The sequence below is a fragment of the Cupriavidus sp. UME77 genome (assembly GCF_014170355.1).
GTDB lineage: Bacteria > Pseudomonadota > Gammaproteobacteria > Burkholderiales > Burkholderiaceae > Cupriavidus > Cupriavidus basilensis.
Genome location: NZ_LZZU01000013.1, coordinates 144,477 through 157,507, shown reverse-complemented (window position 1 = coordinate 157,507; position 13,031 = coordinate 144,477). Strand labels below are relative to the sequence as shown.

The 13,031-nt window shown below is 66.9% G+C and carries 9 protein-coding genes; 6 read left to right on the top strand and 3 right to left on the bottom strand.

Annotated features, from left to right (window positions below; genetic code table 11):
* A partial coding sequence (locus A9975_RS06290) for a helix-turn-helix domain-containing protein (protein WP_183031872.1) occupies positions 1–125 on the top strand: 125 nt, incomplete at its 5' end.
* A gap of 1,041 nt (positions 126–1,166) precedes the next feature.
* Here the strand turns inward: A9975_RS06290 and A9975_RS06285 are convergent.
* The 3 genes from A9975_RS06285 to A9975_RS06275 form a co-directional block, all read right to left on the bottom strand.
* On the bottom strand, positions 1,167–1,889 hold the full coding sequence (locus A9975_RS06285) for an MgtC/SapB family protein (RefSeq protein WP_183031871.1): 723 nt from the start codon (positions 1,887–1,889) through the stop codon (positions 1,167–1,169).
* 128 nt (positions 1,890–2,017) lie between these two features.
* On the bottom strand, positions 2,018–4,774 hold the full coding sequence (gene mgtA / locus A9975_RS06280) for a magnesium-translocating P-type ATPase (protein WP_183031870.1): 2,757 nt from the start codon (positions 4,772–4,774) through the stop codon (positions 2,018–2,020).
* Positions 4,775–4,898: 124 nt separating this feature from the next.
* Positions 4,899–5,066 carry a hypothetical protein gene (locus A9975_RS06275; RefSeq protein ID WP_183031869.1) on the bottom strand — a complete coding sequence of 56 codons (168 nt, stop codon included), beginning with the start codon at positions 5,064–5,066 and terminating at the stop codon, positions 4,899–4,901.
* A 653-nt stretch (positions 5,067–5,719) separates the two neighbouring features.
* Here A9975_RS06275 and A9975_RS06270 point away from each other — a divergent pair.
* The 5 genes from A9975_RS06270 (at position 5,720) to A9975_RS06250 (ending at position 13,031) form a co-directional block, all read left to right on the top strand.
* Positions 5,720–6,220, top strand: a complete 501-nt coding sequence (locus A9975_RS06270; protein ID WP_255503084.1) for a hypothetical protein — start codon at positions 5,720–5,722, stop codon at positions 6,218–6,220.
* A gap of 560 nt (positions 6,221–6,780) precedes the next feature.
* Positions 6,781–7,683, top strand: a complete 903-nt coding sequence (locus A9975_RS06265) for a polysaccharide deacetylase family protein (protein ID WP_183031868.1) — start codon at positions 6,781–6,783, stop codon at positions 7,681–7,683.
* 127 nt (positions 7,684–7,810) lie between these two features.
* A complete protein-coding gene (locus tag A9975_RS06260; protein WP_174428071.1) occupies positions 7,811–8,497 on the top strand; it encodes a MotA/TolQ/ExbB proton channel family protein in 687 nt (228 codons plus the stop codon).
* Positions 8,497–8,913: a DUF2149 domain-containing protein gene (locus A9975_RS06255; protein WP_174428072.1), complete on the top strand. Its 417-nt coding sequence runs from the start codon at positions 8,497–8,499 to the stop codon at positions 8,911–8,913. The genes A9975_RS06260 and A9975_RS06255 overlap by 1 nt, the downstream gene beginning before the upstream one ends.
* On the top strand, positions 8,913–13,031 hold the full coding sequence (locus A9975_RS06250; protein ID WP_183031867.1) for a cobaltochelatase subunit CobN: 4,119 nt from the start codon (positions 8,913–8,915) through the stop codon (positions 13,029–13,031). The genes A9975_RS06255 and A9975_RS06250 overlap by 1 nt, the downstream gene beginning before the upstream one ends.

Sequence of the window (13,031 nt, the reverse complement as noted above, 5' to 3'; positions counted from 1 at the left end):
AGGGGCTGGCCGCCGGGGCTAAGGTGGTGGATGTGGCGTTGGATCTGGGGTATGAGAGTCCTAGTGCGTTTTCTACTATGTTCAGGAGGCAGTTTGGGGTGCCGCCTAGTGGGTTTTTTCGGTGAATTTTTGGGGGGTCAAGGGGGGGACTGTTGGCTCTTGTCCAAGCTTCGGATTTGATTGATACGGCGTTGGCTTTTGCACCCAAGGTGCCGTACGACGGGTTGGTCGTTGCTTATTTCATCGGCGTTGGTTTTTGCACCCAAGGGCCATACGACATCCCCCTGCGGGGGCTGCCGGTCACTTTTCTTTGACCGGCAAAGAAAACTAACGAAAAGAAAGCCGCCCTGCCGGGGGCAGAGCAATAAGGCTTATGTGGGGCGGTGGTTGCGTCGTACGGCCCGGAGTGTTGGCTGGCGTGTCCAACCGGCTTTGAGGTCATCGCTACGGCATGACTCAATGGTCACGTGGTGGTGCCCCTGATCGCTTTGCTCGGTGCGCGTTCGGGCATCTGCCGTTCGCGGTGCGCAACGCCACGATCCTGCCTGCCCTGGTGGTTTCGTGGTTTTGTCTCTGGCGGCGGCCGCCCGGCCATTTGATGCCCTGCCGTACCGGCGCGAGCGGCACCTTGCTATCAACTCCTCTGGTTTCGTGGTGGGCACCGTGGCCCGCCCGCGAGGGCCGTGCTCAGACCCCCCACGACGCTCGTCCTCCGAGACAAAACCACGAAACCAGCCACACCCGAAACGGCGCAGCACTTCGCCCCGGGAACGGCAGATGTGGGAACGGTCACCGCACACGAGGTCAGGGGCCGCACCACGTAACCCATGGGTCATGCAGAAACGATGTCCTTTGGGCCGGTAGGATTGGCTAGCCAACACTCCGGGCCGTACGACGCAACCATCGAGGCAAAAACAGCCTTATTGCTCTGCTCCCGGCAGGGCGGCTTTCTTTTCGTTAGTTTTCTTTGCCGGTCAAAGAAAAGTGACCGGCAGCCCCCGCAGGGGGATGTCGTATGGCTCTTGGGTGCACGATGCCAACGCCGACGAAGTAAACAGCGACACCCCTGGCAGGGCAATGTCGCATGGCCCTTGGTTACAAAAACCAACGCCGCATCAAAAACGACCATAAACCCCAGCCAGCCAATCAACCAACTCATCCCAAAATCAATCCGTCGTACTAGGACTCCAAAACGCCTGATGAATATGCTCCGACTCCGCCAGTTCCGCCATCAATCGATCCAGCACATCCCCATCGACGGAGGTCGACGTAAGCACCGCCTCAATCTCGACATCGCTATCCCCGAACGCATGCACCTCCAGGTCCCGGGTCGGGTAGTTCCCCGCCTCCAGCGTATCTTCAAGCAAGCGCAACGCCAGCTTCTGCGCGGACCGCGGCGCAATCACATAGACCGTGTTGGTCACCTCCACCGCGGTCGTATCCATTGGCTGCTGGTTGATGCGATTCACCACTGGCCGCAACAGGGTATTGGCCGCCAGCACAAACAGGCAGCCCAGCCCGGCCTCGAGAATCAGGTCCGCGCCCGCGCTGGCGCCGATCGCCGCCGACCCCCATAGCGTGGCCGCGGTATTCAATCCCCGCACATTGCCTTCCTCCCGCATGATCACGCCGGCACCGAGAAAGCCGATGCCCGAGACCACATAGGCCACCACGCGCACCGCGCCGTCGTGCCCTGCCATGCGGTTGGCCATGTCGACGAAGATGGCGGCGCCTACCGCCACCAGCACATTGGTGCGCAGGCCGGCCGTGCGCTGGCGGATCTGCCGCTCGTAGCCGATTACCGCGCCGAGGATGAAGGCGGTGCTCAGGCTGACGGCGGTGTCGAGCAGCGAGTCAAGGTTGATGTTCTGAAAGGCTTGGAGGGACATGATGGTTTTCCCGGGCTTGAAAGTTATTGTTATGGAACCGCTCGCGTCTTTTTACGCCGGCCAGGTGTCACGCCGATGTCATGGGCGGCGCCTCTCGCGCAAGCATCGCGATCGGCGCCGCCCAGAGCTTATTGCCAGCCAAAGCGTCGGATATAGAAGCGCTTGACCGCCGTCACCAGCAGGGCGTAGCCCAGCACGATGCCGATCATCCAGGGAAAATAGCCCGGCGGCAATGCTTCCAGCTTGAAGTACGCCGCCAGCGGGCCCATTGGCAGCCAGATGCCCACGGCCATGATGGCCACCGTGGCCAACGTCAGCGGCCACGCCGCGCGGCTCTGGATGAACGGCAGCTTGGGCGTGCGGATCATGTGCACGATCAGCGTTTGCGTGAGCAGCCCGACCACGAACCAGCCGGACTGGAACAGCGCCTGCGCCTCCACGTTGTTGGCGGCGAACACGTACCACATCACCACATAGGTCGTGATATCGAAGATCGAGCTGATCGGGCCGAAGACCACCATGAAGCGGCCGATGTCGCCCGGGTTCCAGCGCAGTGGCCGCGCCACCAGTTCCTTGTCCACGCGATCAAACGGAATCGCGATCTGCGAGACGTCGTACAGCAGGTTCTGCACCAGCAGTTGCAGCGGCAGCATCGGCAGGAAGGGCAGGAAGGCGCTGGCCACCAGCACCGAGAACACGTTGCCGAAGTTGGAGCTGGCCGTCATGCGGATGTACTTCAGCATATTGCTGAAGGTGCGCCGGCCTTCGATCACGCCTTCTTCCAGCACCATCAGGCTCTTTTCCAGCAGGATGAGGTCGGCGGCTTCCTTGGCGATATCCACCGCGCTGTCTACCGAGATGCCGATATCGGCCGCGCGCAGCGCGGGTGCATCGTTGATGCCGTCACCCATGAAGCCAACCACGTGGTCGTTGGCGCGCAGCGCCAGCACCAGTTGCTCCTTGTGCAGCGGCGACAGGCGTGCGAATACGTTGTGGTCTTCCACGGCACGGGCCAGCGTTGGGGCGTCCATCTTCTCGATGTCCGGCCCCAGCAGCACGCGCGTGACGGGCAGCCCCACTTCGCGGCAGATCTTGGCGGTGACCAGTTCGTTGTCGCCGGTCAGCACTTTCACCGTGACGCCGTGCTCGGCCAGCGCCTTGAGCGCGGGCAGCGTGGAATCCTTGGGCGGATCGAGAAAAGCGATGTACCCGACCAGCGTCAGCTCGCATTCGTCAGCCACGCTGTACTGCGTTTGCGTGGTGGGCGTTTCCTTCATGGCCACCGCGACCACGCGCAGGCCTTCCTCGTTGAGGTCGTGCGTCACCTGGCGCACGCGCGCCAGCATGTCGGCGTCCAGCGCTTGCGCCGCGCCATCGATCTGCACGCGCGTGCAGATGCCCAGCATTTCCTCCACCGCGCCTTTGCAGATCAGCTCGTTGTGATCCTCGCGCTCGGCCACCACCACCGACATGCGGCGTCGCTCGAAATCGAACGGGATTTCATCGACCTTGCTGTAATGCTGCGTCAGCTTGAGCTCGCTTTGCAGCTCCACGTGATCGAGCACCGCGCGGTCGAGCAGGTTCTTCAGGCCGGTCTGGTAGTAGCTGTTCAGGTAAGCGTGCTTGAGCACGTCGGTGCTGATGCGGCCCAGCACATCGGTGTGGCGCTCCAGCACGATCTTGTCCTGCGTCAGCGTGCCTGTCTTGTCGGTGCACAGCACGTCCATGGCGCCGAAATTCTGGATCGCGTCGAGCCGCTTGACGATGACCTTGCGGCGCGACAACATCACCGCGCCCTTGGCCAGCGTGGAGGTCACGATCATCGGCAGCATCTCGGGCGTGAGCCCTACCGCGACGGACAAGGCAAAGAGGAAGGCCTGCGTCCAGTCGCCCTTGGTAAAGCCGTTGACCAGCAGCACCAGCGGCGCCATCACCAGCGCGAAGCGGATCAGCAGCCAGCTCACCTGGTTGACGCCAGCCTGGAAGGCCGTGGCCGAGCGGTCGGTGCTGGTGACGCGCTCGGCCAGCGTGCCGAAGTAGGTGTGGTTGCCGGTGGCCAGCACCACGGCGGTGGCGGCGCCCGAGACTACATTGGTGCCCATGAAGGCGATGTTGGAGAGCTCCAGCGGGCTGTCGTGGCGATCGCGCAGTTCGGCGAATTTCTCCACGGGCAGCGATTCGCCCGTCATGGCCGCCTGGCTGATGAACAGGTCCTTGGCCGCGATGATGCGGCAGTCGGCGGGAATCATGTCGCCGGCCGAGAGTGCGACCAGGTCGCCCGGCACCAGCTTGCGGATAGGCACTTCGATCTTGTGCGGCGGGCGGGAATGCACGTGCACGTTGAAGTACTCCGCGCTGAAGGCGGCAACGCCGGCCGAAAGGTCCCGCCGGATCACCGTGGCGGTGGTGCTGACCATGGCCTTGAGGCTCTCCGCGGCCTGGTTGGAGCGCCGCTCCTGCACGAAGCGCAGCAGCGTGGACAGCGTCACCATGGTGCCGATGACGATCGTTGCCTTCATGTCCTCGGTGAAATAGGAAATCGCCGCCAGAAGTGTCAGCAGCAGATTGAACGGGTTGCTGTACGAATGCCACAGGTGCAGCCACGCCGGCAGCGGCTTCTCATGGTCGACCTCGTTCGGGCCGAACTGCTTGAGCTTTTCCTCCATCTCGGCGCTGGTCAGCCCGTCCTCGTGGGAGTGCATGCGTACCAGCACGGCCGGCACGTCCTCGCGCGCGGCGCGCTTGAGCGATTGCGCCAACTGCTCTGGCACGGTGCGCGACGGCCCCGGCTTGCCCAGCGACTCGAATATCGCCAGCCGGCGGAAGTGGTGGGTCGCCCGGCGCGTGCGCAGGAAGGCGACGAAGAGCGTTTTCATCAGGTTCATCGGTGCGGTTTCCCAAAAGTCCCGGCGTGCCGGGCGGCGATGCTGGAGTGAGGCGAGGAGCGGCAAAGGCGGGCGCGTCGCGCCGCCTTCGCCGGATGCGGTGAGCGTGACAGCGGCGCGCGCGTCAGCCCGGCCGAGGCCCTTGTGCGGCGTCATGACGCGCTGCGGCATGGCGCGCGGGCGGCAGGGCCAGCGTGAGCAGGAGGACAGCGGCGCTGCCTGGCCCGCCGGCGTGGCAGCGCAGGATCTGCAGCGCCAGCAAGGCATGTTGTGCGATGAAGAGGGACGGCATGGGGCCTCCTGGCGCTAACGCTCGATGGCGCGCGCAGGCAGCGGCGGATAACGCATCGCGAAACTGCGGACGAACGCATTCTCGCGGCGGGATGGCCGCAGGCATTTGCAACGAACTGGGAGGGGGTCGCACGGAGAACCCGTGCAACGGACCACTACCCGCCGGTATCGGCTAGGCAGTGGCGGTAAGACGCCTGGACTTGCCTAGCCGTTCAAGGTTTGGCCGTAAGGCCAACTAGAACAACTGTCCATGGAGATGACTCCGAAGCGATAACGGGGCGAAGGGTAACAAAGGCGGCGCGCGCTTGGCAATCTTTTTCTTCCGGCTTTTTCCGCCGAATAGGACACGTCCTAAACTTTGCGTTTTTCGTGCCGTAAGGCAATGCGTATGGGCTGCTCCTGCGAGACGATCGGCGCGCCTTCGATGCGCTTTCCATGCTTATGTGTAGTAGCGCCTCGCACCAACCTTTGTCAGAATAGGGGGCTGCCATTTTCCCGGCGTTGGGCAAAGCACCGCCCGACGTTCAGCCACTCGGATGCTCGCACAAGGTTCCGGCATTCGAGTCAACCACCGCGCCGGCTTGCGGCATCACGCTGTGGCCTGCCAGCATCGAACCCCTTCCGTTCCCTGTGTTCCCAACCTGCCAGAAGCCTATGACCACTGTGCTCCCGAGTGAAACGCAGGACGCCGTGCGCGAGCTGATCCTGCTGATTTCTCTGCACGACCAGGATGCCGCGGACAAGTACTGGACCGCGTTCCAGCATGCGCTTGCGCGCACCGAGACCGGCTGCGAGGGCCATATGCTGCTATGGCCGCTGACCGAAGCGATCGGCGCCGCAGGCTTTTACGTGGAATGGAAAGACACGGCCGCCGTGGTGCGCGGTGTGCAAGCCTTGTGCGACCGCGTCGGCCTGCGCGTGGACTGGGGCGCGCCCGAGCCACTCGCGGCGGCCTTCCTCGCGGGCAAGGATGTGCCCGGCTTGATGGCGATCGCGCAGGTCTCGTTGCAAGCGGCCGGCTTTACGCTGTGGTGCTGGGATACGCAGGCGGACGCCTACGCGGGATGGATGATCCGCAGCGCGGACGAGCCGGTGCTGGCCGAGCTTGCCAGGCAGCTTCACCTGATGATCGATCCCGCCGACGAAACCTACTGAGCCCGCTCCGGCTCGGTGTTCACAATTGTTGACATTTGCACCGGGTGGCAGCGATAGCCTCATGGCCGTCCGATGCTGGCTAGGCGGCATGCCTGTGCGCTTTGCGCATTGCCGCCGCCTTTCACGCTTTTCGACAGAGCCGGACTGTGCGATCCATGCGCGCGCCAAGTGCATCGTCTTGCGGGATCGCCAGACGGGTGAGGCGCAGTGACACAGTTGTTTGCGTTTGCAAAATGGGGGAGCCGCTAACCTGTCGGCCGGGGTGTCCAAAACGGCGTCCCTGACCCGCAGGCAGCAGTGCCCCCTGCTGCCGATTTGCCCGCCAGGCCATGTTTCATGGCCTGGCTTTTTTCGGTGCGCGGACTCGGCTGCGCCAGCGCAAAAGCGCGCCAATACGATATGGCACAATGCCATCTTGCTTTTTGCCGGGGCCACGGCGAGCGCTGCGGCGGTTCGCGCACATGGCTGCGGTTCGCCCCCATTTCCTTAGCTGAGATTCATTCCGGATTGCCCGCGCAGCGCGCCAAAGAGCGCCCGAAGTGGCGAACCGGACGCCCCGCATGCGCTTTTCCCATTTTGTTCATCTCGCCGCCGGGACCCTGGCGTGCAGCCTGAGTCTCGCCTGCGCGGCCGCGCAGGCAGCCCCCACCGACATGCCAGCGAGCGCGCTGCCCGCGGTCCAGCTGGCCGCCCTGCGCGCGCAGCGGCCGCTTCCACCTATCCGCTTCCTGCTCACCTTCGACGACGGCCCCGATGCCGGCGAGGATGGCAGCACGCCGCTGATTCTGCGCCAGCTTGCCGACAACCCGGTGACGCCGGGCATCAAAGCGCTCTTCTTCGTGCAGACCGCTCACCCGAGGCGCGGCGGCGGCGAGGCCGGCAAAGCGCAGATGCACGCAACCTGCCTCGCCGGCCATCGGCTGGCGGTGCATAGCGGGTTGCCGATCGGGCATCTCTCGCATACGCGCATGTCGCCCGAAGAACTGGAGGCGTCGCTGCTGTCGGGCGAGGCCGACATCATCGCGCAATGCCGCGGCGCGGCCCAGCTGGTACGCCCGCCCAACTGGGCCTACAACGATGCGGTGCAGGCGGTCTACCGCAAGCTCGGCCTGGGCATGCTGATGTCGGACGTGAACGCGCGTGACGGCAAGATCTACGGCTGGCATATCAGCCTGCGCCGCCGCTCCCATATGAATAGCGAGCTGGCGCAGGTCAAGGTGGCCATCGCCGAGCAGCGGCTGCCATCGATGGGGGGCGTGGTGCCGATCGTGGTGAGCTTTCATGACACCAACGACTACACGGCCTCGCACATGACCGAGTACCTGCAGATCCTGGTGGAAGAAGCCGGGGAGAACGGCCTGGTGCTGGCAGATCCGCCGTTCTACACGGATGCCCGGGTGGCCGAACGCGCCGCGCGGCTGCGCGCGCAGTCGGGCGTGTATGCGCGCGACAGCTGGCCCTGAGGCCTTGGCGGCAAGGTAATCGCGGGCGGGTCCTGGCTTGGGATAAGAGGGCACCTGCGACGTACAATACTGCGCCGGGGCCGGCTGTGACCTGCCGATCCGCCTAACCCAATTGCCGCCAATCACAATGGAAAGCGTCGTCACCGAGATTTTCTTCCGCCTTTCCACGGCGTTCTTCTGGCCGGTCGCGCTGGCCTTGCTGGTGCTGTTCGTGCTCTCGCTAGCCGATCTCGGCAGCCTGATCGTGCAGTCCCGGCGCCGCGCCGTGGCGCCGCGCAGCGATCTCCCCGCGCTGGCCAATGCGCTGGCCTCCAGCCTGCAAAATGGCACGCGGGCACATCTGGACGCGGCATTGCTGTCGCCTTCGCTAGCCCGCTTCTGGGGCATGCTGGAAGAACGGCTCGCCCGGCTCGATTCGCATGAACACCTTGACCTGTGGCTGGACGAAACGCTGCAACGCGAGGAGATGCGCGTGGCCAACCGGCTCGACCTGACCCGCACGCTGGTGCGCATCGCGCCGATGCTGGGCCTGGCCGGCACCATCATCCCGCTCGGGCCGGCGCTGCAATCGCTGCTCGGCGGCGACATGGCCGGCATGGTCAACCACCTGGTGATCGGCTTTGGCGCGGTCGTCTGCGGGCTGGTGCTGGGCGGCATCGCCTACGTGCTGACGCTCACGCGCGAGCGCTGGGCGCGCAGCGATCTCAAGGAAATGGAAAACCTGTGCGAGCTGGTGCTGCGGGCCATGCCCGAACCGGTGGCGCCCGCAGCGCACGCGCGCGCCGCCATCCATCTGGCCGGGACCCAGGCCTGATGGACGCGGGCCAGGGACACCAGTTCAGGCGGCGGCGCTTCGTGCGGCGGCGCCGCGCGCAGGGCGAGCTTGCCTCGGTGCATCGGGAGGACCCGCTGGCCGGCGTGGCCAACCTGTTCGATGCCTCCATCGTCTTTGCCGTGGGCCTGATGGTGGCGCTCACGCAAGCGTTCAGCCTGACCCAGCTGCTCAATCCCGATTCGCAGTTCACCCTGGTCCAGCGCGATCCGCGCACCGGCGAGCTGCAATTGCTGGAGAAGAACCGCAAGGAGGTCAAGGTCAGCAAAATGTCCCCGCGGCAGAAGACGGGCGAGGGCACCCGGCTGGGCGTGGCTTACCAGTTGCCGGATGGCAGCGTGGTGTATGTGCCGGAAGGCGCGGCGGCCGGCGCGGCCTCGGCCCCGGGCGCGCGTTGATGGCTTCGGCGCGGCGGGTTTCGCTGTGGCAGCGTTGGCTGCTGCTGATGCTTGGGCTGCTGTGCGCATGCCTCGGCGGCCCGGGCCATGCCCGCGCCGCCGAACCCGGACAGCCTGCCCCGGTACGTGTGCTGCTGGTCACCACCAATACACACCTGCTGCCCGCTGCCGAAGCGCGCCTGCGCGAACTAGCCGGGCCGGGCAGGGTGGTGCTGGACGCCGTGACGGCAGCGCCCGATGCGGCGCAAGTCGCCGCCGCCGATGTCATCTACGCGTATTTCGTTCCCACGGCCGTGCTGCGCCAGATGGCGCCGGCCGTGCGCCAGGCGCGGCAGCGCGGCGCGCTGGTGCTGGCGGCGCCGGCAGCGTCCGCCGAGGCCGCCTGGGGCTTTGGCCTGGACGCCGCGCGCAACCAGGCCGCCGAGGCTTACTGGAGTGCCGGCGGCGCTGACAACCTTGCGGGCTGGATGGCCTGGCTGGTGGCCGCCGTGCGCGGCGAGCGGGCCATGGCCGTGCCGCCGCCGCGCCCGCTGCCCGCCGCCGGCATCTATCATCCACGCGCAGCGCAAGCATTTGCCACGCTCAAGGACTATCTCGCCTGGTACCGCGCCGGCAAAAGCGGCCTGCCGGCCGGCGCACCGCTGGTCGGCATTGCCTTCTATGCCAGCAACTATCGGCAGCAGGATCTCGCGCATATCGATGCGCTGATAGTGGCGCTGGAGCGCCAGGGCATCGGCGCGGTGCCGGTGTTCGGCTGGCCGCTGTCCGGGCTGGATCCGATGCTCACGATCGACGGCCAGAGCCCGCTGCGGGCATTGCTGACGATGAACCTCACCATCAGCCGCGCCGAGGACAAGACCTGGCTGGAGCGCCATGGCCTGCATGCCATCAACCTGATCGCCACGCGCGACAGCCAGGCCGGCTGGCGGGCCGATGCGCGCGGCATCGGCGGCGAGCGCCTGCCGCTGCTGCTTAACACGCCCGAGCGGGCCGGCGCCTCGGAGCCGATCCTGTTCGCCACGCTGGAGGACGAGCACGGCGCCAAGGCCAGTCGTGCCGTGCCGGAGCGGGCGGACGCTGCGGTGGCCCGCGTGCGGCGCTGGATCGCGCTGCAGGACAAGCCCGCGGCGGACAAGCGCATCGCCATCCTTTACTACAACAATCCGCCGGGCCGCGGCAATATCGGCGCCAGCTACCTGGCTACGCTACCCTCGCTGGTGCAGGTCATGGCGCGGCTGCGCGAGGCGGGCTACCGCACGGGCGCCACGCTGCCGAACACTGCCGAGCTGACCGCGCTGCTGGAGCGCAATGGCCGCAACATGGAGGAATGGTCGCCCGGCGAACTGGCCGAGATGGTGTCGCGCGGCCGCGTTACGCTGCTGCCGATGGCGCAGTACAAGCGCTGGTTCGATGCCTTGCCCGCGGCGTTTCGCCAGTCGGTGGTGGCCGCCTGGGGCCCGCCCGAGCGCAATCCGCTGATGCTGGTGGGTGACGGCCATGGCGGGCAGGATTTCGTGATTCCGGGCCTGCGCTTCGGCAATCTGTTCGTTGGCCCGCAGCCGCTGCGCTCCACCTTCGCGCGAGCGATGGACAGCTCGCACGATACGGTGACGCCGCCGCCGCACTCGTATATCGCCGCCTACCTGTGGTATCGCCACGCCTTCGGCGCGGACGCGTTGGTCCACGTGGGCCGCCACGGCACGCTCGAATGGCTGCCTGGCAAGCAGGTGGGGCAAGGCGGCGACGACAGCGCCGAGGTGTTGCTGGGCGACCTGCCCAACGCTTACTACTACATCCAGGACGGCGGCGGCGAAGCCATCCAGGCCAAGCGCCGCAGCGCCGCCGTGCTGGTCAGCCACCTCACCCCGTTGATCGCCCGCGCCGGCTGGCCGGACAAACTGGCCAAGCTCGACGAGGTGATCGAGCAGCAGGAGGCCGCCGCCGACAGCTCCCCCGCGCTGGCGGACCAATACCGCCTGCAGGCGCTGGCGCAGATCCGCGCCCTCGGGCTGGACCGCCAGCTTGGGCTGGATCTCGGCGCGCCATGGGAGCAGGTCGAGCCGGTGATCCACCGCTTCTTGCATAAGGTGGAAGCCGAGCCGGTGCCGCTGGGCATTCACACGCTGGGCGAGCTGCCGCCGCTGGATGCGCAGCGCCAGGCGCTGGCCACCGTGCTGGAAAGCGCATTCGACGCGAGCGAGACGCGGGTGCTCGGCAAGGGCACGCTCTCGCGCTGGGCCGGCGCATTGGCAGAAGGCCGCGAGCCGGACGGCGCTGCCAGCGCGCCATTGCCGCCGCCGCTGGCGGAGAAGGTAAAAACCGCGCTGTCCAGTACGCGCGCCTGGCTGGCCAATCTGCGCGAATCGCCGCGCCGCGAGCTGGATGGCCTGGTGACCGTGCTGTCCGGCCACTACCTGCCGACCGCGCCGCTGGGAGACCCCGTGCGCACCCCGCAGGGCCTGCCCACGGGGCGCAACCTGCACGCCTTCGACGGCGCGCTGATCCCCACGCCTGCGGCCTGGCAGCTAGGCAAGCAACTGGCCGCGCAGACGCTCGCGCGCTATCGCGAGGAAACCGGCAAGGCGCCCGAGCAGGTGTCGATGGTGCTGTGGTACGGCGAGACCGAGCGTCACCAAGGCGCGATGGAGAGCGAGGCGCTCTACCTGATGGGCGTGGAGCCGGTCTGGAACGCGCGCGGCGTGGTGGAGGATGTGCGCCTGATCCCCGATGCCGAACTTGGCCGCCCGCGCGTCAATGTGCTGTTCACCATCTCCGGCATCTACCGCGACGGCTTCGGCGACAAGGTGGCGCTGCTGGACAAGGCCGCGCGCCTGGCCGCCGCCGCCGGCGACAACGCCGTCAGCCGCCACGACCGCGAAGCGCAGGCCACGCTGCTGGCAGCCGGCGTGGAGCCGCAACTTGCCGCGCGCCTGGCCCGCGCCCGCGTGTTCGCCGCCAAGCCCGGCAATTACAGCATCGGCGTGCAGCAGATGGTGGAGCAGAGCAAGGACGCGGCGCAGGCCGGAGAGCCGCCGGGCGCGCTGGCGCGGCAGTACTTGCGCTACATGAACTTTGCGTTCTCCAGCGTAGGCTGGGGCGAGACCGCGCCGCAGGCGCTGGCCAGCCACCTCAAATCCAACCAGGCCGTGCTGTTCTCGCGCGCCAGCACGCTTTACGGCGCGCTCGACAACGACGATACCTACCAGTACGCCGGCGGCCTCAACATGGCCACGCGCGCCGTCAGCGGGCAGGCGCCACGCTTCTGGCTGCACAACCTGCGCCGCGCCGGCGAAGAGCAGACCGTGGATGCCCGTACCTGGCTGGCCACCGAGCTCAACGCGCGCAACTGGAACCCGCGCTGGATCGAAGGCATGCAGCGCTCGGGCTATGCCGGCGCGCGCGAGATGTTCAAGGAGATCGAGCATCTCTACGGCTTCCAGGCCACCAGCCCGGAGCAGATGAGCGGCAGCTTCTGGCAGAACACCTATGACGTCTATGTGGCCGACAAGAACGGCCTGGGCATGGACGCTTTCTTTGCGCAGAACAACCCGCACGCGCGGCAGGGCATCCTGGCCCGGCTGCTGGAAGTGGACCGGCAGGGGAGCTACCGCTTCACGCCTGCCGAGCGTGCCGATATGGCACGGCGCTATGTGGCGTCGGTCAATCGCGACGGCTTGTCCTGCTCGGCCAATAGCTGCGGCAATCCCGTGCTGATGCAGTACATCGCCGGGCTGGGGCAGCAAGCCCGGCTGCCCACGCAGGCGCTGCGCGAATTCTCCGCGCGGCTGGCGACAGCCATGCCGGGGCGCGAGCCAGCCGCGCCGGCCGCGGCGTCTGGCCGGGCTGCACCGCCCGACGCATCCCGTGCGAGTCCGCCGCCGGCCCGGCAGGCCAAGCCCCCGCCAGCACCGGCGCCGCATCCCGCGACCGGCCAAGTGACAGGCCAAGTGACAGGCCAATTGCTCGAAAGCCGCGTGCTCAAGCTCGCCGCGCCCGCTCCGCTCAGTGGCCTGGCGCCGCGCGGGGCGCTCTGGACCGCTGCGCTGGTGCTGCTGCTGGTTGGCGCTGGCGCCTTTGCGGAGTGGTGGCGTGGCCGGCGGCAGCCCGCGCCACGCTGA

What these genes read in the sequence shown, in the direction of transcription:
- A9975_RS06270 (WP_255503084.1), top strand. Translation starts at nt 5,720, where the DNA reads ATGACCACTGTGCTCCCGAGTGAAACGCAGGACGCCGTGCGCGAGCTG.
- A9975_RS06285 (WP_183031871.1), bottom strand. Translation starts at nt 1,889, where the DNA reads ATGTCCCTCCAAGCCTTTCAGAACATCAACCTTGACTCGCTGCTCGAC.
- A9975_RS06275 (WP_183031869.1), bottom strand. Translation starts at nt 5,066, where the DNA reads ATGCCGTCCCTCTTCATCGCACAACATGCCTTGCTGGCGCTGCAGATC.
- mgtA (WP_183031870.1), bottom strand. Translation starts at nt 4,774, where the DNA reads ATGAACCTGATGAAAACGCTCTTCGTCGCCTTCCTGCGCACGCGCCGG.
- A9975_RS06250 (WP_183031867.1), top strand. Translation starts at nt 8,913, where the DNA reads ATGGCTTCGGCGCGGCGGGTTTCGCTGTGGCAGCGTTGGCTGCTGCTG.
- A9975_RS06260 (WP_174428071.1), top strand. Translation starts at nt 7,811, where the DNA reads ATGGAAAGCGTCGTCACCGAGATTTTCTTCCGCCTTTCCACGGCGTTC.
- A9975_RS06265 (WP_183031868.1), top strand. Translation starts at nt 6,781, where the DNA reads ATGCGCTTTTCCCATTTTGTTCATCTCGCCGCCGGGACCCTGGCGTGC.
- A9975_RS06255 (WP_174428072.1), top strand. Translation starts at nt 8,497, where the DNA reads ATGGACGCGGGCCAGGGACACCAGTTCAGGCGGCGGCGCTTCGTGCGG.